A 19,187-nucleotide genomic window follows, 5' to 3' on the forward strand; every position below is an offset into this window, starting at 1 on the left:
CCAACTCGGTCATGACGTCATGCTGAGGGCGCCTATTGTGTCAGCGCCCTCAGCCCTGCGGCCATGAACTCGCTCGTCGCTTCCGCCGCGGCCTCGGCGTCGCCGCCGGACCCCGCCCGAGCGCGGTGCGTGATGCCCTCACCGATCACACCGAGCTTGAAGTTCGCGAGCGCCAGATAGAAGTCCCAGTGCGGCAGGCTGTTTCCGGTTTCGGTGGCGTACGCCTGAGCGAGCGCGTCCGCCGACGGATACCGATCGCTCGTCCACGCCGCGCTCTCCCCCAACACCGCATCGAAGATCGGCTGCCGGTAGACACACATGAGCGCAACATCGGTCAGCGGATCGCCCAAAGTCGACATCTCCCAATCGACCACCGCCGCAACCCGAGTCACATCACCCTCGACCAGGATGGTGTTGTCGACGCGGTAATCCCCGTGCACGATCGACGACGCTCCCTCGTCCGGAACGTTCGACGCCAACGCATCACGCAGCCGCTCCACGTCCGGCAACTCCCGCGTCTTCACGATCTCCCACTGCCGCGCCCACGTCGCGACCTGCCGCCGCACGAACCCATTGGGACGACCGAAACTCGACAACCCGACGACATCGAAATCGACCGCGTGCAGACGTGCGAGCACCCGCACCAGTTCCGCGGCGTTCGCCTCGACCTCGCTGCCGGACAACGCGTCCAGATCGTCGCGTGACCGGACGACGGTTCCGGGAACGTACTCCACGACCGTCATGGGCGCACCGAGAACATCACCCTCGGGGTCGAACGCCACCGCCCTCGCCACCGGAACATCGGTCACCCCGAGAGCGCTCGTCACCGCCCACTCGCGCGCCATGTCGTGCGCCGACGGCGTCAAACCACCCGTCGGAGGGCGGCGCACCACCCACGACGACGCATCGTCGAACGCCTTGTAGGTCAGGTTCGACCGGCCCCCGCTGATCAACTCCACCCGCAACTCGCCCTGAACGTCGACCTCACTGGAACGCAGAAACGTCTCGAGCGCAGCAACATTCATGCCGGGGAGCTCACTCATCGCGCGCCGCCCGCTTCGCCGCCCCGACCGCCCGCTTCGCGATCGCCCACCGATGCACCTCGGACGGGCCGTCGTACACCCGGAACGGACGCACCTCACGCGAGAGCCGCGCCAGCGGCAGATCATCGGAGACACCCATACCGCCGCACATCTGAATGCCGCGGTCCACGATCCGGAAGATCGCCTCCGCGGCGAACGTCTTCGCGATCGAGGTTTCGTTGCCCGCCTTCGACCCCTGATCGAGCGCCCAACACGCCTGCACCAACAACGCCCGCGTCGCGGCGATGTCGATCTCGTTGTCCGCGACCATCTTCTGAATCATCCCCAGGTCTCCGAGCACCGACCCGAAACCTTCACGCTTGGCAACCTGCGCAACGGCAATGTCGTGCCCGCGACGTGCGGCACCGAGCCAACGCATCACGTGCGTCATCCGCGCCGGGCCCAACCTGACCTGCGCGTAGGTGAATCCTTCGTCGACCGCGCCCAGAACGTTCTCGTCCGGGACGAACGCGCCCTCGAAGAACACTTCGCAGTGCCCGCCGATCATGGCCTTGTCGAGGGTGGTGATGTGCCGACCCACTCGGATACCGGGCGTGTCGGCCGGCGCGAGGAACATCGTCGCTCCGCCGCGATCACCCGGTTTACCCGAGGTGCGGGCCATCACGATGAAGAAACCGGCACCGTCCGCGCCGGTGATGAACCACTTGTGTCCGTCGATCTTCCATCCGCCGTCGACCTTGGTGGCGGTGGTCATCAGCGCCGACGGATCCGACCCCACACCGGGCGCCGGTTCGGTCATCGCGAACGCCGACCGCACGTCGCCGTGTGCGAGCGGGGCGAGGAACTGTTCCTTCTGGGCGGCAGAGGCGACGTGCGCGAGGAGGTGCACGTTGCCCTCGTCCGGGGCACCGAGATTGAGAGCGATGGGCCCGAACAGCGAATATCCGGCCTCCTCGAACACCGGCGCGCGATCACTCATGTTCAACCCGTGCCCGCCGTACTCGACCGGGGCGTGCGGGGCGAACACACCGGCGTCCTTCGCCGCAGCCTGCATCTCGACGCGGCAGGTGTCACCACCGGCGTCGGCGACGTTGCCGACGAACTTGTCCTCGATCGGCAGCACGTAGTCCCGGGTGAACGCTCGGGTCTTCTCGATCAGGGTCACCACGTGCGGGTCGTACTCGAGATCGATCGCCACGAAAAGAACGCCTCCTGAAGTTGCCGACCGTACGCTCGTTCGGTCTCCTCGACAGTGACAGACGGACGTCCTGCGGTCAACCCCGCGACACGGTCAGGCGCCGACCATTCGGCGGGCGATGTCGAGATAGATGCGCACCAGGTCGGCGGGCGTCGACGGTCCGTCCGGTCGATACCAACTCGCCACGCCCACACACATCGTAGTCACCGCCCGACTCGCATGGACGGGGTCGGACACACGAAAGACGTTGTCCGACACGCCATCGGCCACGATCCGATCGACCATCCGCTGCTGTTCGTCGCGCTTGGCCACGTACGCCGCCCGACGATCCGGGTCGAAACTTCGTATTTCCGTCGAACTCAGAAAGGCTTGTTCGCGCCGATACATGTGGAACAGCAGCAACGACTCCACCACCGCATCGAAACGCGCCGACGGCGACGGCCCGGCCTCCGCTTCCGCCGCTCGAGAACGTCCGATCAACTCCTCGATGGCAGCGTCGGTCAGCCCCACCAACAACTCCTGCTTCGACGGATAGTGGTGGTACAGACCCGACACCGACAACCCCGCACGCCGCGCGATGTCGCGCACCGTGGTGCCGTGATAACCATGCTCGACGAACTCGGCCAACGCAGCGGCCAGTGGCGCGGACAGGGCGCTACCGCCGTACTCACGCCACTCGTCGGGTTCGGTGCTCACCCGCACAGGGTAATGCGCCGGGTAGGTGACGCCGCGCCATTGGACCGGCTCGGTCAGCCGGCCTGTCCGCCGGTCATGTCCTCCAACGGGATTCGCGGAATGTTCACCCCACGCGATTGCCCCAGTCCGATGATCTGCATCCAGATCGTATCGGCCAGAAAGGTGACGAACGTGCCGATGTCGGTCCGGTTCTCACCCTGCAGACCCCACGTTCGCGCTGCACCCATGCACCCGGAGATCAGACCGGACACCCACGGGCCCACCAAGTTCTGATCGTCGGGCCCGAGGTCTGCGCCGACGAGGGCCAGGAATGCGGCAGTGATGTCCTCGAGTTGCTGCGAGAGCTCCAGGTTCAGCTCGTCGAACGGCGACACCGTATCGGTGGACAGATCCTGCTCGACGAACCGAGCCCACTCCGGATGTTCGAAGACCCAGTGAACGTAGCTGCCCACAACGCGATTGACGACGTCTCGCGGCGTACCCGTCAGCGTGACCGCCGTCATGAGCTCAGAGCGAAGATCTTCGCAGATGACCCGCTGGATCGACGTGTCCAGATCGGTGCGGTCCTCGAAATACCGATACAACCCGGTTCGGTGCACCGACGCTTCGGTGGCGATCTGCTGAGCGGTCATGCGTTCACCGGGTGCGATGTCACGGGCAAGAACGGTCAGGGCAGCGTCGATGATGTGCTGACGACGGTCGGCAGTGTGCTGCTGCCACCGCCGCTTGCGGCCGTCCGAAGAAGCGCTGCGGCTGACGACGTCCATGAGCGATGGTCTCATGCTCGTCGGAACAGCCCACGCCCTTTCGTCTCGCGGGCACGGTGCGCCGCAAGTTGGTCGGTGTACGACACAATTTTTGCCCGCGGCCGACCCGCTGCTCGCCCGTCCGCGAGTTCTCGCGCGTCGAGCCGACGCCAACCGGCCAGGTCCCCGGATCGTCCAGAGGACGGCGTGGTCGTCACCCGGTGAACACTGTCGTCGAGATGGTCGAGCACGCTCTCCACAGTCTCGCGCGCGTCGCTCTTGTTGGTGCCGATGAAGCCGCGGGCCCCACGCTTGATCCAGCCGACGACGAACACACCGTCGTCGACCCGTCCGCGGACGTTCGGGACGGTGCCGGTGACCGCATCGAACGGGAGGTCGGCGACCGGTTGCCCGCGGAATCCGACCGACCGTACGACGAGTCCGGCGGGGATGACGTCGGTGTCCGAGGTCGGGGCGGCCCGGACTGTCCCGTCGGTACCGATTTCGAGCTCGTTACGAACGACCTGCACCCCCGAAACACGTCCTCCCTCAGTGAGAACGGCGACGGGTGACGTCGCGAACCGAAGAACGATCCGTCGTCGGGACGCGGTGTCGGAGGGTCGACGGCTCGCGATGTCCGCAAGCAGACGGCTGCGCCGGTCGTCCCCGGACAGCAGCGCCGGGTCGGCGTCGACGATCACGTCGACGTCGCGCAGGTTCGACAGTCCGATCAGCTCCGGAATCGTGAACGCCGCATCGCTGGGGCCGCGTCGTCCGAGAATGTGAACTTCACGCACGGCACTGTCTGCAAGTGCGGTGAGCGCCGTGGACGCCGTGTCGGTGTTCGCCGCGAGCCAGTGCGGGTCTCGGGTGAGGATGCGCGCAACATCGAGTGCCACGTTGCCGTTGCCGACGACCACAGCACGTTCGTGGTCGAGCGGGACCTCGAGGTCGGCACGCTCGGGGTGGCCGTTGTACCACCCGACGATGTCGGTCGCGGCGAGCGAACCGCGGGAGTCTTCGCCCGGAATGTTCAGGGGCCGGTCCGTCGACGCACCGACCGCGTAGACGACGGCGTGATAGGCCGATGTCAGTTCGGCGAGAGTGATGTCGGTGCCCACGTCGCGGCCGAGGACGTAGCGAAACCCCGGCTGATCTTCGATGTCGCGGAACGCCGCGGTGACACCCTTGGTGTCCGGATGGTCGGGCGCAACGCCGTGTCGCACCAAACCGTGGGGCGTCAGCAGGCGCTCGTAGACGTCGACGTTCGTGATCTCGGGGTGCGTCAACAACTCGTCCGCCGTGTACAGACCGGCGGGACCGGCCCCGACGACGGCGACCCGAAACGGTCCGGGCCGTCGGAGTCGCCGCTGTTCGGGCACGAGCGCCAACGGGGTTCGCTCCGCGTGCGGTGTCTCGCGGTAGTAGTCGGCGTTCAGCTCGAGGAACGGGAGTTGCTCGGCCGTCAGAGCGGAGTCGGGGACGATCGCCCCGACCGGGCAGGCCGTGACACACGCACTGCAACCCACGCAGGTCGCCGGGTCGATGAACAGCATCTCGGTGGTGCCGAAGCCAGGCTCACCCGGCGCGGGGTGGATGCAGTTGACGGGACACGCGACGACGCATGATGCGTCCGCGCAACAGGACTGAGTGACGACGTGCGGCATGTATCAGGCCGCCGCGGAGCTGGGCTCGCTGCGGAAGCGGGACGGCCGGCCATCGATGCCCAGTGCCCGCCAGACCCGACGCGAGACGCGGTTCATCAGCCCGACGTCGGTGGCCATCTTGCGCACGTCGCCGAACATGTCGCGCAGAACCTTCTGCGAGGCTTCGTTGTCCCAGTAGACCTCGTCCACGACGGCCTTCGGAATGTCGAGATCGCGTTGCATCTTCGCGGTCGGCTTCATGATGGCGTCACACAGCACGCGCATGATCACCGGAGTGGCCACCGAAAGGATGCCGCGCTGAAATCTGCTCAGCTTGGGACCGCGGTAGTGCAAATACTGGTGGGCGAAGCCGATGTGCCGCGCCTCCTCGGCCACGTGAATCTGCATGATGCGCTGGACGAGTGGGTGCATCTCGGTGCCGGTCCGCAGCACGGCCTTCTGCATGTGGTCGATCGGCTCCTCGCCGCCGAGCACGCCGACGAAGAACCCGAACGACAACGGACCTGCGGCGAGCGGCATGAACGGCCCGGCCATGCGGAACCATCGCGGTCCGCCGGCTACGTCGATGCCGATGCGGTTGATGAGCTCCTGGAACATCTGCGTGTGGTGGCACTCTTCGGTTGCCTCGTGCGTGGCATAGCGGTACTCGGGCGTCCCGTTCGGCAGCGAGAGTGCGTAGTGCATCAGGCCGCTGATGAGGATCTGCTCGAACTGCAGACCGACCTTGAGCATGTTGGCCTGCCGGTACATGCCGATGTGGATCCGGCGTTCCAGCGGCAGCGATCGGTACCAGTCGGTTGCTCCCAGCGGATCCGCTGCGGGGAGAACCCAGCGCGCGTCGTCGGGAGTGATCGCGAATTCGGGGTCGTTCCACGGCACGTCGATGAACGCATCGAAGTGTTGGTGCACGGAGGCCTCGGACAGCACCTGCAAGGTGTGCTCGTAGTCGTCCTTCGTGGTGGTGACTGTCATCGCTCGCCCCTTCGTTCGCACTGTCCGTGTCGATCGGTACCTGTAACACCGTGTTGCACGTACCTTACTGCGACATCGTGTTGCAGACAACAGGGGGACGACGTCAGATTCTGCGCAACCTCACCGGCTGGCCGTCAGTCGGGAAGGGGAGCGACGTGAAGTCGAGCGGCGCCACGTACGCAGGATCGACCGTCCAGTCGAACGTCAGCAGGAGGTGATGCATGATCGTCTTGATTTCGGCACCTGCGAAGAACATCCCGATGCACTTGTGCACTCCCCCGCCGAACGGCTCCCACGCGTACCGGTGCACCTTGTCCTCTCGACGATCAGCGGCGAAACGGTTCGGATCGAACATCTCGGGCTGCGGCCAGTACTCCGGCATGTGATGGGTGAAGTGGGGTGCGACCGACGCGAACGTCCCCGCGGGGACGAACCGCCCCCGGATCGTCGTGTCCTCGACCGCGCGACGCGCGACAACGGGTGTCGGAGAGACCAACCGCAGGCACTCCTTCATGACCAGGTCGACGCTCTCCAACTCGTCGAGTTGCGCCAGGGTCGGCGAATCGGTTCCCAGCGCGATGGATTCGGCCCGGCACCGCTCCCGCCACTCGGGATGCTGGCCGAGGTACTGCATCATCGTCGACAGCGTGATCGTCGACGTGTCGTGGGCGGCCATGAGGAGAAAGATCATGTGGTCGACGACTTCGTCGTCGGAAAACCGTTGTCCTGCATCAGATTCGATGTGGCACAGCGTCGAGAACAGGTCGTCCGTCTCCGTTGCACGCCGAGCCGGAAGGTACCGGCGGAAGAACTCGTCGAGGGTCCGCCTGCCGTCGATGCCCTTCTTCCACCTTGTCCCCGGCAGGCGGTACCGGACGATGGACGTCGCAGCTTGCACGCAGGCGACGAAACTGTCGTTCACACGGGCGATCTCGGCGTCGTCGGACCCTTCCGCCCCGCCCATGAAGATCGTGGTCGCGACGTCGAGAGTCAAAGCCTTGAGCGCGGGATAGGCGCGAAACGCATCACCTTCGGTCCATTCCTTCAAATCCGTCGCGACCACCGGGTTCAACGCCGTCACGGATTTCTTCAGTCGGTCGTTGGTGAAGGCCTGCTGCATGATTCGTCGATGCCGCAGGTGCTCCTCGGAATCGAGCAGCATCAGGCCGCCGTGGAAGAACGGCCCGATCAGTTTCGACCACCCGTCGCTGTTGACGAAGGCTTTGTCCTTGTTCTGCAGAACTTCCTGGCACGCGTCCGGCCCGAGAACGATCACCCATTTCTGCCCGGCCATCGTCGCCCACGACACCTCGCCGTACTTGTCCCAACGACTGCGGAAGAGGGCGAGCGGGTTGCGGATGTAGTCGAGCATGTACCCGATCACGGGCATTCCGCCGTCGCCGGGAACCGGATCGAGTCGGGTGTTCAGGGGCGGAGCGGCCAGCATTCTCGACATGATGTCCCTTCAATCTGACAGGACGCCCTGTCAGATTTCTGTAGTCTGCGTCACATGCTTACGACCTGTCAAGATCTACGAGTGACCCCATCGGTGCGGCCCTACGCGGGCAGAAGTGCGGACGACAGGAGTGCCGAGCGGCGGGAGCGTCTGCTCGAGGCTGGCCTCGAACTGTTCGCCACCGTCGGCGCTGCGGGTGCAACCATGACCGCGATCTGCGCGCACGCCAAGTTGACCGAGCGCTACTTCTACCAAAGTTTCAGCAGCAAAGAGGATTTACTGAAACAGGTCATCGCCGCGGTGTCGAGCGAAGTGCGGGTGGCGGCTCTCGACGCTCTGGCGTCCCCCGCATCGACCGTCGAGAAGCAGGTGGAGAACGCGATATCCGCCTTCGTCGGCGTCATGACTGCCGATCGACGCAAGGGACGGGTAGCGATGATCGAGTCGTCCGCGGTCGAATCGCTCCGCGCCTACCGGCAGGAGTTGTTGCGCGACTTCGCTTCTCTCGTCGCGGAGCAAGCACACGCGTTGTACGGCGACAGGGCGTGGTCCACCCCTCGATCCGAGATCAACGCGATTCTGTTCGTCGGCGGTCTCGCCGAGCTCGTCGTGACGTGGCTGAACGGCGAGATCGACGTGACACCGACGCAGATCGTTGCTGCAGCGACGGACAATTTCGTTTCGACTGCGCGGCGACCGTGACGAATCAGCCGATCACCGGCAGCATCGCCTGCTCCAAAGCTGTTGCCAGCGAGGCGTATCCCGCGTCGTTCGGATGAAAGTAGTCGCCGGCCAATCGGCCGCGCCACGACCCGGGGCCGGTGACGCGCAGGTCCGCCATGACGATCCGCCCCTGCGCCGCCGCCCGCTCGATGTGACCGTTGGCTTGATCCGTCGCACGGGTGGGCTGGGGAAGCGTCGTCACGACGGCCCCGATGGGCACCCGCTCGATCAGTTCCGCGAAGTCGTGGCCGAGTTGACTGCGACGACCCCCGAACAGATCGTTGGATCCCACCATCACAGTGATCACGTCGTCGTCGCGCACACCGATGGAGTTCAGCACCGGCAACTGCTGATCGATGACGTCGCGCACCCGGGCACCGGTTGCGGACAAATTCAGAATCTGCAGGTGGTGTCCACGCGCCTGCAGCCGACGATCGACCTGGCCCACCCACCCCGCGTCGTACGACGAAGCACCGATCCCCTGCGACAGCGAATCACCCAGAACGATCCACCGCCGACCGGGCCGATTCAGGATTTCCAGATTGTGGGTGTGCCACGCATCGGCGTACGGCTCGGACTGGGCCCACACGCGGGCAACGCCCGGAACGACGAGGCCGAGGGCCCGGACTGCACGTCCGGGTCCTCGGCCCGTGCGGTTGCGATAATCGAGGTGCACCAGGCTCAGGCCGGCGGGCCGTAGAACTGCAGATCGTTGCCGTCAGGATCCGCGAAGGGCGCAATACGGCCCCAGGGGTGGTCGCTGATGCCACCGGGGAAGTCCACCCCTGCGTCGCGCAACCGAGACACCTCGTCGTCGATGGACCCGTCCGGTTCGAACGTGATGACCGCACCGCCGGCGTCACCGCGAGACGAGGTCGCCTCGCGGGCGTTGAGTCCGATCGTCAGGCCACCGGCATCGATCTCCGACCAGTCGTCGCCGGTCGACTTCACGGACAGGTCGAGCGTGTCGCGGTAGAACGCGATCGCCCGGTCCATATCGGTCACCGGCACCCAAACAGTTGCCACTCCTGAAGCCATGTCGCCATCCCTCTCGAGTTACGAGTGCATATGCGCTCGCTTCGGTGTACCCGCGAACGATCGCGCGTAACACTCGCGCTCGTGCGGTCAGCTGACGCGGTACCGCGTAAGAGTTGCGCCGGACGGGAAGGCGCGAGATTCGAGGAGTGTCAACGCTTGTGGCGGAGTGCCGTCGAACAAGCGCTGCCCGCTTCCACGCGCGTACGGATAGGTGAACAGTCGGTACTCGTCCACCAGTCCGGCACCGATCAGATCGCGACAGAGCCCGATGCTTCCCGTGCACACGATGTCTGAACCCGCCGCACTCTTGATCTGCGCAATGTCCTCGGTGAGGTCGCCGGACAACACCGTCGTGTTGTCCCATCGTGGATTGTCGAGAGTCGACGACACTACGTATTTCGCCACCCGATCGAGGTGATCGGTCACCCCTGTCGTGTCGTCGGTCAAGGCTCCCCAGTAGTCGCGCATTGCTTCGAAAGTCATACGCCCCACGAGAAAACCGTCGGATGCGTCTCGGAACGCGGCAAGCGCGGAGTCGAGTTCGGGGTCCCCACCGGCCCTCTGGAACCAGTCGTCCGTGGCCTCGATGACACCGTCGACAGTGATGTTCTGAGTGATCACCAGATCGCGCATGGCCACATGATGCTTGACAGCCGCTGGGTTGCCAAGAGTCCGGACGTCACGTCGAATACTTACCACCTGGTAGATTTTGCTCATGGGACTCGACAACACACAGAAGGCGTCGCTGATGTCGGGCGGCGACTTCTGGCATTCGCAGGCCACCTCGGACCTCCCCGCCATCATGCTGACGGACGGCCCACACGGCATCCGCAAGCAAGCCGAGGGTGCGGACGCACTGGGTCTGGGCGACAGCGTTCCCGCCACTTGCTTCCCCCCGGCCGTCGCATTGGGGTCGTCCTGGGACGTCGAACTGGCGGAACGAGTCGGTACGGCACTCGGCGCCGAGGCACGGGCAGCGCAGGTGTCCGTGCTTCTCGGCCCGGGGGTCAACATCAAACGATCTCCGTTGTGCGGGCGCAACTTCGAGTACTTCTCGGAGGACCCCGTCGTGTCCGGTCACCTGGGTGCGGCATGGGTGACGGGCGTGCAGAGCCACGGAGTGGGGACGTCGGTCAAGCATTTCGCGGCGAACAACCAGGAGACCGACCGACTCCGTGTCAGCGCCGACGTCGACGAACGCACACTCCGCGAGATCTATCTCCCCGCCTTCGAGCACATCGTCCGCCACGCGAACCCGACCACGATCATGTGCTCCTACAACAAGATCAACGGTGTCTACGCCAGCGAGAACCGGTGGCTCCTCACCGAGCTGCTTCGCGACGAATGGGGATTCGACGGACTCGTCGTCTCCGACTGGGGCGCGGTCAACGACCGGGTGTCCGCGTTGATCGCCGGCCTCGACCTCGAAATGCCGCCCACCGGAGCCGATTCCGCGATTCTGGAAGCCCTGGACTCCGGCGGCCTTCACACCGCCACCCTCGACCGTGCCGTGGATCGGGTCGTCGCGCTCGTGGAACGCACACGTCCGTTGTCCGACAACGGCATCGACATCGACATCGAGCCGGTCGACGTCGACGCACATCACGATCTGGCGCGCGAGGCCGCCGCCGCGAGCGCCGTGTTGCTGAAGAACGACGATGCGGTCCTCCCCCTCGCGGACACCTCGTCGATCGCGGTCATCGGCGAATTCGCCCGAACACCGCGCTATCAGGGCGCCGGCAGCTCTCAGGTGGTCCCCACCCGCCTCGACGCCGCACTCGACGCGATCACCGCCATCGCCCCGAGGGTGACGTTCTCCCCCGGCTTCACGCTCGACTCCGTTCCGAACCCGTCACTGGTTTCCGACGCCGTGTCCGCCGCAGCCGACGCCGAAGTCGCGGTCCTGTTCCTCGGCCTCCCCGCCGAGGCGGAGTCCGAGGGGTACGACCGACCCGACATCGACCTTCCCGCAGACCAACTCGCCATTCTGTCGGCCGTTCACGATGTAAATCCGAACGTGGTGGTGGTGCTGTCGAACGGCGGTGTCGTCGGCGTCGCCGGATGGCAGGACCAGGCGACCGCAATTCTCGAAGGCTGGCTGCTCGGACAGGCCGGAGGTCGGGCAACCGCAGAGATCCTGTTCGGTCTGACGAACCCGTCCGGCCGATTGACCGAGACCATCCCACTCACGCTGCAGGACAACCCGTCACACCTGTTCTTCCCCGGAGCCGACCAACACGTGCGATACGGCGAAGGCATCTATGTGGGATACCGCTACTACGACACGCTCGACCGACCCGTCGCCTACCCGTTCGGATTCGGACTGTCGTACACCACCTTCGCCGTGGCAGACCTCGAGGTGCAGAGCAGCGGAATCAATCGCGTCGACGTCACCGCCGCGGTGACGAACACCGGGACCCGCGCCGGAAGCGAAGTGGTGCAGGTGTACGTGCGAGACACCCACAGCAGGGTCGACCGACCCGCCCGCGAACTCCGCGCGTTCGACAAGGTTCACCTCGAACCCGGTGAATCGACCACCGTGACGCTGACGTTGGACGAGAACGCCTTCCGCTACTGGTCGCCCGGACACCACCGCTGGGCAGTCGACCCCGGCGACGTGGAGATCGAGGTCACGATCGGATCGTCCGACGCGCGACTGCGTGCAACGACCTCACTCGACGGCGACGGTGTCGTCGATCCGTTGACCGCAATGTCCACGCTGGACGAATGGTTCGCCCATCCCGTCGGCTCGGAGGTGCTCGCGAAGGTATTGTCCGACAGTGGCGCTCGACTCGACGATCAGATGCGTCGGCTCATCGGAAGCATGCCGATCGTCAAACTGGCGTCGTTCGGCATGGGATTGTCGAAAGACACGCTGTCCGAGATGCTCTCGGCCGTGGCGACCTGACACGTGACGCACGGTTACGCGCCCGGGCGCAGCACACGCACACGCATCCTGGACGTCGCCCGGACCGTGTTCGTCGAGAACGGATTTCGTTCGTCGTCCCTTCGAGACATCGCCGCGAAGGCCGGCATCTCGCACCCCGGTCTGCTACACCACTTCCCGACGAAGCAGGATCTGCTGATCGAAATTCTGCGCCGACGTGACGCCGACGACGCGGCAGCAGTCGAGGAGGACGTCGCGGGTGGAGTCGACGCGGTCGAGGCACTTCTCGGTGTCGTTCGCCGAAACACGCAGCGGCCGGGGATGGTCGAGTTGTTTGCCGTGTTGTCCACCGAGGCAGTCGATCCCACACACCCAGCGCACGAGTACTTCACCGAAAGGTACCGGCACACCATCGAGACGTTGCGAGCGTACTTCGACGAGTCCCGCTCCTTGCGCACGTCGATCACACCGATCGACGCGGCACGAACCACGGTGGCGATGATGGACGGGCTGCAGATCCAGTGGTTGATGGACCGTGACGACCGCATCGACATGGAGGCAACGATGCGCAGGTACATCCGGTCCCTGACCGAGTCGAGCCTCTGAGGATGACGAACTACCCACGATTCTCGGTTCCGGCGAATGCGCGTCGGTACGCGGTCGGGTTCGTACCCACCTGACGCGCGAAATGTTTGCGCAGGTTCGCGGCGGTTCCCATTCCTGTTCGCTCGGCGACGATATCGAGCTGACAGTCGATACAGCACCGGGCGGGTCGGTCGGTCCCGACTCCGGTTACTCGGGCACGGGCTCAGCGCCGGCGATCGCCGCAAGATCGGCCACCGATCCATCCGAGATCGTGCGAACGTGCGCAGTGATCAGTTCGAGCGGCCAATCCCACCAGGCAATGTCGAGAAGCGTCCGGACGTCGTCTTCGGCGAAGCGCTCACGGATGACCCGCGCCGGATTCCCGCCGACGACCGTGTAGTCGGGAACGTCTCGCGTGACAACAGATTCCGTGGAGATGATCGCTCCGTGGCCGATCTGTACCCCTGGCATGATCGTGACGTTTCCACCGATCCAGACATCGTTGCCCACGACTGTGTCACCTCGTACAGGCAGACCTGATACCAAGTCGACGTGGTCGGCCCACGCACCGCCCATGATGGGGAACGGATACGTCGACACACCGTTCATACGGTGGTTCGCTCCGTTCATGACGAACGTGACTCCCGTTGCCAGAGCACAGAACTTTCCGATGACCAAGCGATCCGGTCCGTAGTGATGCAACACATTTCGCGATTCGAACAGGTCGGCGTGATCCGGGTCGTCGTAGTACGTGTAGTCACCGATGTCGATCAGCGGGTTCGACACCAGCGGTTTCAACAGCACCACCCGAGACTGTCCAGGAACCGGATGTAGAGTCGATGCGTCGGGTGCTGTCATCGATCGAGGGTAACAACGCACGTCCGAGGTGACGGCAGCAATCCGGCGCCTGATCCGTTGTCACCCACGGCAGCCGGAACCCGGACCTGCACCCGAAGGTTTCGAACCTCGGCCCACGGGTTAACTCTGAATGTGCGACTTCTCTTCGAAGGTGGCGCGTTCGACCGGCGTGTCCTCGATGTGCCTGACGACGACGTCGACAAGAGCACAGACATTTGGAAATGCTCGCCGCGATACGACAGCCGGCCTCCTCGCGGACACGCGCAATGCATTTATGCCGACACCGGCCGAGTCCTCGACATCGACGGTGCTCTCGTGCGTGTGTTCCACCACTGGGCGGACTGGGAGTCGTTCGACACCGAGTCGACGTGGCGGTAGGTCGCCGGTACGACGCTAATTCGCCTCGACGTCGAGGTTGTCTGCATACGCGTTTTAGCATCACCTTGAAGTTACTTCATGGTGGAGCTATCTTGGTTCGAGTGATCGATGATCGATCACTCGACGAAAGGCTCCCCTCGTGACAAACCCCTCCCACGGCCGGACTCGCGTTCTCGTCACCGGCGGAAGCATCGCCGGCCCGACGCTCGCGTGGGGCCTGAGCAAGGCCGGCTTCGACGTCACCCTGCTCGAGCGCTCGGACAAGCCACGCGAGACCGGACAGAACATCGACATTCGCGGTCTCGGACGTGAAGTGTTGTTTCGCATGGGTATTCAAGAGACCATCATGCAGAATCTGACGGGCGAGGAGGGCACCCGCTTCGTCGACGAGCAGGGCACGCCCTACGCAGTGTTCCCCCGCGAGGAGGGACAGGACGGGCCGACCGCAGAAATCGAGATCCTGCGCGGCAGGCTGGCACAGATCTTGGTCGACGTGGTCCCCGACGATGTCGACCTGCGCTTCGGCGACTTCGTCACGGCCGTCCGCCAGGACGACACCGGAGTCGACGTCACCTTCGACGGTGGCACCGACGAACGATTCGACCTCCTGCTCGTCGCGGAGGGCCGCAGCTCCCGCACCCGGCGGTTGGTCTTCGCCGAGGAGACCACGCTGCGCGACTTCGGAGTGAGCATCACCTACGGCACGCTCGACCGCCATCCCGACGACGTCGACACCTGGGACTGGTACACCGGCACCCGTGGACGTGTCGTCTCGCTGCGCCCCGACAACGAGGGGACCATCCGAGCGAGCATGTCGTTCGAATCAGAACCGTTCGGGTTCGAAACCCTGCCGGTTGCTGTGCAGCTACAGATTCTCGGTGAGCGGTTCCGCGGCGCGGGGTGGAAGGCAGAACGCGTGCTGGAGGGCTTCACCGCCCGGCCGGACGAGTTCTACACCCAGCGCATGGAGCAGGTCATCGTGTCCACCTTCGGCAAAGGGCGCGTCGCCCTCGTCGGCGATGCAGCCTGGGGCTCCGGCCCCACCGGAATGGGAACGACGCTCGCGCTGGTCGGCGCGCACATCCTCACGGGGGAACTGTCCGCGCACCCCGGCCGGCCCGACGTCGCCTTCGCTCGATACGAGCAACTGATGCGTGGCTACGCCGACAGCGCGCAGGGACTGCCCCGCGGCGGCGCTCGGCTGATGCATCCCTCGACGTCGCTGGGCGTCAAGGCTCTTCGGGGTGCCACTCGCGTGGCCGCATCCGCCCCGGTGCGACGCTTCTTTCAAAACAACTTGCTCACAAGTGAAAAGCACGTGCCGAAGCTGCCGGAGTATCCACTCCTGCGGGCCGGCGTCTGAAAGAATCGACTGATGTCCACACCGAGAACCGAAGCGCTCGAAGCTCTTCGGCATTACGCGGCGCGCTATCACGAGTCCACCCGTCAACTCGCCCGATGGATGAACCTACCGACGACCGATGGAACAGCACTGGGGGAGATCCTGTGGGCGGAGGGCGAGGGCGCTCCGCTCTCACCGGCCGTCCTCTCGTCGCGGATCGGGTTGACCTCCGGCGCGACGAACGCCGTGATCAACCGTCTCGAAGAACAGGACCTCGTGATTCGCAGCCGTGAAAGCAGTGACCGGCGCATCGTGACGCTACGCGCCACCGAACTGGCGAACGCGCGCATGGAACCGTTCATCCGACGATCGGCGGACCACCTCGAGGCTGCACTCGACGACTACGACGACCGGACGCTGACCGTCGTTCGTGAATTTCTCGTTCGACTGGCGGCCGTACTCCCCCGAGCCGACGAGAGAAGCTGAGAACGTCACGCTCTGCGACCTTCCTCTCGAATTGTGCGGGCTTCGGCCCTCACGGCGCCGACGACAGCGCTCGTCGACGCCGAGCGTCCCTGCACGGTGATCGCGTAGGTCGTCCGGCCACCCCACCCGAGGTCGTCGACCTGCACCGTGGTGACCCCGTCCGGAACCGTGGCCGCCGCGATCTCGGGAATGACCGTGATGCCCAATCCCGCTGCAACACAGCCCATACGGGCGGACCAATCCCGAACTCGCATACCGATTCGCGGTTCCGGCAGGGTGGGCCACGCACCGAATTGTGGGTCGTCGCGCGCGCCTTTGCCGACGATCCACGATTCGCGTTCCAGTTCGGCGACGTCGACGCGGCCTCGATGTGCAAGCCCGTGGTCCGATGCCACGGCCACCAACAGCTTTCCGTCGATCACCGTCTCGACACGCAACTCGTCGAGGTCGTACTCGGGAAGCCCGTGCCCGACGGCGACCACCGCCACATCGATGCGACCGGCGCGGAGCTGCCGTAGCTGTGTCGGAGTCGAACTCTCCACCATTTCGACGGTGAGTTCCGGGTTCGACTGTCGGATGCGGCCGATGGCGCGCGGCACGAGAACCATTGCCGCGGTGGGGAACGCTCCTACCGACGCCGTGCCGGTCAACAGGTTCCTCGCGGTGGCCAGATCGCGGGTCGCCGCGTCGATCTCGTTCAGTACGGTCGCCGCACGAGAGGCCACCAGTGTCCCCGCTGCGGTCGGCCGGACCCCGCGCGCGCCGCGTTCGAACAACGTCGATCCGGCGGCGGCCTCGACGGACGCGACCTGCCTCGAGATGGCCGACTGGGTGTAGCCGAGAGTCTGCGCTGCAGCTGTGAACGACCCGGTCTCGAACACCGCACGCACTACCCGCAGTCCGCTGAGGCTCCACTCGGTCACCCCTCCATTCGACCACATCGAGTCATGCAATTCCGGCATACCTCGTGTGCAGAATCGTCGCTGGTGGAATGGGTGCGGCGAGCGCAGGCTGGTGGCACCGACAGAAGGAGAGAAACAGTGGCCGACAGCAACAAGACGTGGTTCATCACCGGGTCCTCCAAGGGTTTCGGAAATCTGTGGGCGCGGGCCGCACTCGAGCGCGGCGATCGCGTCGCCGCAACCGCGCGAAACACAGCGGACCTCGCATCCTTGGCTACCGAGTACGGAACTCGGGTTCTGACACTGCAACTCGACGTCACCGATCGCGACGCCGTGTTCGCCACTGTCCGACAGGCAGCGGAACATTTCGGAACGATCGACGTACTGGTCAACAACGCTGGATACGGACACTTCGGCATGGTCGAAGAGCTCACCGAAGCGGAGATTCGGTCTCAGATGGAAACCAACTTCTTCGGAGCCGTGTGGGTCACGCAAGCCGTGCTTCCGATCATGCGTGCGCAAGGTTCCGGACGGATTCTGCAAATCACGAGCGAGGGCGGCGTTCGGGCCTACCCGGGCATCGGTGCCTACCACGCGTCCAAGTGGGCGCTCGAAGGATTGTCCGAGTCGTTGTGGCAGGAAGTGGAGCAATTCGGCATTCGGGTGACGAACGTGGAGCCCGGACCGTACGACACCGACTGGCTGGCCACCGGCTCACGAGTCAGCCCGGGAAACCCCGCTTACGACGACGTGCGAGCCTCCACCGCAGATGGCTTCGACGTGGGAGACGCTGCAGCGACCACGAACGCGATCCTCGAGATCGTCGACACCGACGACGCACCCCACCGAGTGTTTCTCGGTAAGACGTACGACGCGATCGTTCCGATCTACCAGGACCGACTCGATACGTGGCGTCGCTGGCAACCCACCGCCCTCGCCGCCTTCGGTCGAGCCGGTGGGTGAACCGGAGGACCCTCGACCCGACCGGCAGTCAGCAATTCGACGGCGCCGGCTCACCCCGGAAACGCGCTTCGATGTACGCGTACGCCTCCGGTAGTCCGACGATCGAGCCGCTGAAGTGCTCGGCGAGCGGGTACGGCCGGAACTCGACCGTGGCTCCGGACTCGCAGTATCTCTTCACGGTCGCTTCGACCGGGGCGAACGGGGTGATGAAATCGTTGCGGCCCTGCCACATGTACACGGGGGCGGTGGGAACGCCCGGGTAGTCGACCAGGCTGTTCTTGCGCAGTACCGCCTGCGCGGAGGGCAGCGAGGCAATGTCCACGGTCGACAGGTCACGTGCGCTCCTGAAGGCTCCGCCGAGAATGATGCTGCGACGGCACTCGTTGCTGACGCGATCCCGCAGCGCGAGTCCCGTCGCGTTCAGATTGGGCGAGACTGGAAATTCGGTCGGGTATTCACGCTCGAGCCCGAGGGACGCCGCGAGGGCCATGCCGAACGCCGGGTGGGGAATGGCGCTGTATCCGAGGTTCTGTGCGATCAGGCCGAGGTCTGCGGGAATGCCGCCCTGCGCGGTGCCCACAATGTTCAGTTCCGGTGCGTACGTCGGCGCCATCGCGCTCGCCCAGGACGTTGCCAACGCTCCACCCGAGTATCCGACCAGCGCCACCGGGCTGTCCGCGAGGGGCAGTTGTTCGAACCGCGTCACCGCTCTCACCCCGTCGAGCGTCAGGCGTCCCTCGTACTCGGCCGCACCGTACGCGCCGTTCGGCCCGAGATAGTCCGGCACGGCAACGGCCCAACCGCGGGCGACCAAACCGAGGTACAGACTCGGCGCCTCACCGATCTCGTAGGTGAACAATCCGTGCGACGGAGCGCATTTCACGCCGAGCGCATTGATGACCGCTTGATAGGACACCAGAGGCGTCCCGGCCCCGTGACCGCGGGGCATCAGTACCGTCGTCACTGCGGCGACCGGAGCGCCCGCCGAATTGGTCGACCGGTACTTCAGTTGCCAGACATCGGTGTTCGGGTACATCCAGGCGTCCGCTCGGCGGCTCTGCAGTACGTCACCCGGAGCATGGTCGGCGATGTCTGCCGGAGCTGCGTAGAACGGGTCCGGGTCCGGAACCGTCGGAGCCGGCGCCGCCGTCGCATGGGCACCCAACGGGAGGAGCGCGACGCACAACGCTGCGAGCACGGCCGCACGGATGTGAAATCTCTTCGACACGACAAGCCTTTCGAGGACG

At 65.2% G+C, this 19,187-nt stretch carries 19 protein-coding genes; 6 read left to right on the forward strand and 13 right to left on the reverse strand.

The genetic code is table 11. The features are described from left to right. Nucleotides 1-32 precede the first annotated feature (32 nt). The 7 genes from IEW02_RS21370 to IEW02_RS21400 form a co-directional block, all read right to left on the reverse strand. Nucleotides 33-1,043 carry a phosphotransferase family protein gene (locus IEW02_RS21370; RefSeq protein ID WP_188546911.1) on the reverse strand — a complete coding sequence of 337 codons (1,011 nt, stop codon included), beginning with the start codon at nucleotides 1,041-1,043 and terminating at the stop codon, nucleotides 33-35. Further along, entirely contained in the window at nucleotides 1,036-2,241 is a 1,206-nt protein-coding gene (locus IEW02_RS21375) for an acyl-CoA dehydrogenase family protein (RefSeq protein ID WP_188546912.1), read from the reverse strand. The genes IEW02_RS21370 and IEW02_RS21375 overlap by 8 nt, the downstream gene beginning before the upstream one ends. A 93-nt stretch (nucleotides 2,242-2,334) precedes the next feature. Beyond that, nucleotides 2,335-2,937 carry a TetR/AcrR family transcriptional regulator gene (locus IEW02_RS21380; protein WP_229746210.1) on the reverse strand — a complete coding sequence of 201 codons (603 nt, stop codon included), beginning with the start codon at nucleotides 2,935-2,937 and terminating at the stop codon, nucleotides 2,335-2,337. A 53-nt stretch (nucleotides 2,938-2,990) separates the two neighbouring features. After that, nucleotides 2,991-3,704, reverse strand: a complete 714-nt coding sequence (locus tag IEW02_RS21385; protein ID WP_188546914.1) for a TetR/AcrR family transcriptional regulator — start codon at nucleotides 3,702-3,704, stop codon at nucleotides 2,991-2,993. Between the two features lie 11 nt (nucleotides 3,705-3,715). Continuing rightward, a complete protein-coding gene (locus IEW02_RS21390; protein ID WP_188546915.1) occupies nucleotides 3,716-5,350 on the reverse strand; it encodes an FAD-dependent oxidoreductase in 1,635 nt (544 codons plus the stop codon). 3 nt (nucleotides 5,351-5,353) lie between these two features. After that, nucleotides 5,354-6,322, reverse strand: a complete 969-nt coding sequence (locus tag IEW02_RS21395; RefSeq protein WP_188546916.1) for an AurF N-oxygenase family protein — start codon at nucleotides 6,320-6,322, stop codon at nucleotides 5,354-5,356. Between the two features lie 103 nt (nucleotides 6,323-6,425). Further along, complete coding sequence (locus tag IEW02_RS21400; protein ID WP_188546917.1) at nucleotides 6,426-7,778, reverse strand: cytochrome P450; 1,353 nt, start codon at nucleotides 7,776-7,778, stop codon at nucleotides 6,426-6,428. Nucleotides 7,779-7,859: 81 nt separating this feature from the next. On the opposite strand from IEW02_RS21400, the gene IEW02_RS21405 reads away from it, so the two are divergent. Beyond that, the gene (locus IEW02_RS21405; RefSeq protein ID WP_229746211.1) at nucleotides 7,860-8,480 is read left to right on the forward strand and encodes a TetR/AcrR family transcriptional regulator; all 621 of its coding nucleotides are present in this window, start codon (nucleotides 7,860-7,862) and stop codon (nucleotides 8,478-8,480) included. Between the two features lie 4 nt (nucleotides 8,481-8,484). On the opposite strand, the gene IEW02_RS21410 is transcribed toward IEW02_RS21405, so the two are convergent. The 3 genes from IEW02_RS21410 to IEW02_RS21420 form a co-directional block, all read right to left on the reverse strand. Then, nucleotides 8,485-9,177 (reverse strand): SGNH/GDSL hydrolase family protein, encoded by a 693-nt coding sequence (locus IEW02_RS21410; RefSeq protein WP_188546919.1) that lies wholly within the window; start codon nucleotides 9,175-9,177, stop codon nucleotides 8,485-8,487. A gap of 5 nt (nucleotides 9,178-9,182) precedes the next feature. After that, nucleotides 9,183-9,539: a VOC family protein gene (locus IEW02_RS21415; protein WP_188546920.1), complete on the reverse strand. Its 357-nt coding sequence runs from the start codon at nucleotides 9,537-9,539 to the stop codon at nucleotides 9,183-9,185. An 87-nt stretch (nucleotides 9,540-9,626) separates the two neighbouring features. Then, nucleotides 9,627-10,172: a dihydrofolate reductase family protein gene (locus IEW02_RS21420; RefSeq protein WP_188546921.1), complete on the reverse strand. Its 546-nt coding sequence runs from the start codon at nucleotides 10,170-10,172 to the stop codon at nucleotides 9,627-9,629. An 82-nt stretch (nucleotides 10,173-10,254) separates the two neighbouring features. On the opposite strand from IEW02_RS21420, the gene IEW02_RS21425 reads away from it, so the two are divergent. Together IEW02_RS21425 and IEW02_RS21430 are read left to right on the forward strand one after the other, a co-directional pair. Continuing rightward, nucleotides 10,255-12,447 (forward strand): glycoside hydrolase family 3 C-terminal domain-containing protein, encoded by a 2,193-nt coding sequence (locus IEW02_RS21425; protein WP_188546922.1) that lies wholly within the window; start codon nucleotides 10,255-10,257, stop codon nucleotides 12,445-12,447. A 3-nt stretch (nucleotides 12,448-12,450) separates the two neighbouring features. Continuing rightward, nucleotides 12,451-13,032 carry a TetR/AcrR family transcriptional regulator gene (locus IEW02_RS21430; RefSeq protein WP_188546923.1) on the forward strand — a complete coding sequence of 194 codons (582 nt, stop codon included), beginning with the start codon at nucleotides 12,451-12,453 and terminating at the stop codon, nucleotides 13,030-13,032. A 186-nt stretch (nucleotides 13,033-13,218) separates the two neighbouring features. Here IEW02_RS21430 and IEW02_RS21435 read toward each other — a convergent pair whose 3' ends face one another. After that, nucleotides 13,219-13,869, reverse strand: coding sequence for a CatB-related O-acetyltransferase (locus IEW02_RS21435; RefSeq protein WP_188546924.1), 651 nt, complete (start codon nucleotides 13,867-13,869; stop codon nucleotides 13,219-13,221). A gap of 517 nt (nucleotides 13,870-14,386) precedes the next feature. Here IEW02_RS21435 and IEW02_RS21440 point away from each other — a divergent pair. Both IEW02_RS21440 and IEW02_RS21445 read left to right on the forward strand, forming a co-directional pair. Further along, complete coding sequence (locus tag IEW02_RS21440) at nucleotides 14,387-15,610, forward strand: FAD-dependent monooxygenase (protein WP_188546925.1); 1,224 nt, start codon at nucleotides 14,387-14,389, stop codon at nucleotides 15,608-15,610. 12 nt (nucleotides 15,611-15,622) lie between these two features. Further along, the gene (locus IEW02_RS21445; RefSeq protein ID WP_188546926.1) at nucleotides 15,623-16,075 is read left to right on the forward strand and encodes a MarR family winged helix-turn-helix transcriptional regulator; all 453 of its coding nucleotides are present in this window, start codon (nucleotides 15,623-15,625) and stop codon (nucleotides 16,073-16,075) included. 5 nt (nucleotides 16,076-16,080) lie between these two features. Here IEW02_RS21445 and IEW02_RS21450 read toward each other — a convergent pair whose 3' ends face one another. Further along, the gene (locus IEW02_RS21450; RefSeq protein WP_188546927.1) at nucleotides 16,081-16,998 is read right to left on the reverse strand and encodes a LysR family transcriptional regulator; all 918 of its coding nucleotides are present in this window, start codon (nucleotides 16,996-16,998) and stop codon (nucleotides 16,081-16,083) included. A 117-nt stretch (nucleotides 16,999-17,115) separates the two neighbouring features. On the opposite strand from IEW02_RS21450, the gene IEW02_RS21455 reads away from it, so the two are divergent. Continuing rightward, on the forward strand, nucleotides 17,116-17,940 hold the full coding sequence (locus IEW02_RS21455; RefSeq protein WP_229746212.1) for an SDR family NAD(P)-dependent oxidoreductase: 825 nt from the start codon (nucleotides 17,116-17,118) through the stop codon (nucleotides 17,938-17,940). Nucleotides 17,941-17,968: 28 nt separating this feature from the next. Here the strand turns inward: IEW02_RS21455 and IEW02_RS21460 are convergent, their stop codons facing one another. Further along, a complete protein-coding gene (locus tag IEW02_RS21460; RefSeq protein WP_229746213.1) occupies nucleotides 17,969-19,168 on the reverse strand; it encodes a lipase family protein in 1,200 nt (399 codons plus the stop codon). Between the last annotated feature and the right edge of the window lie 19 nt (nucleotides 19,169-19,187).

The organism is Rhodococcoides trifolii, from assembly GCF_014635345.1.
Taxonomy (GTDB): domain Bacteria; phylum Actinomycetota; class Actinomycetes; order Mycobacteriales; family Mycobacteriaceae; genus Rhodococcoides; species Rhodococcoides trifolii.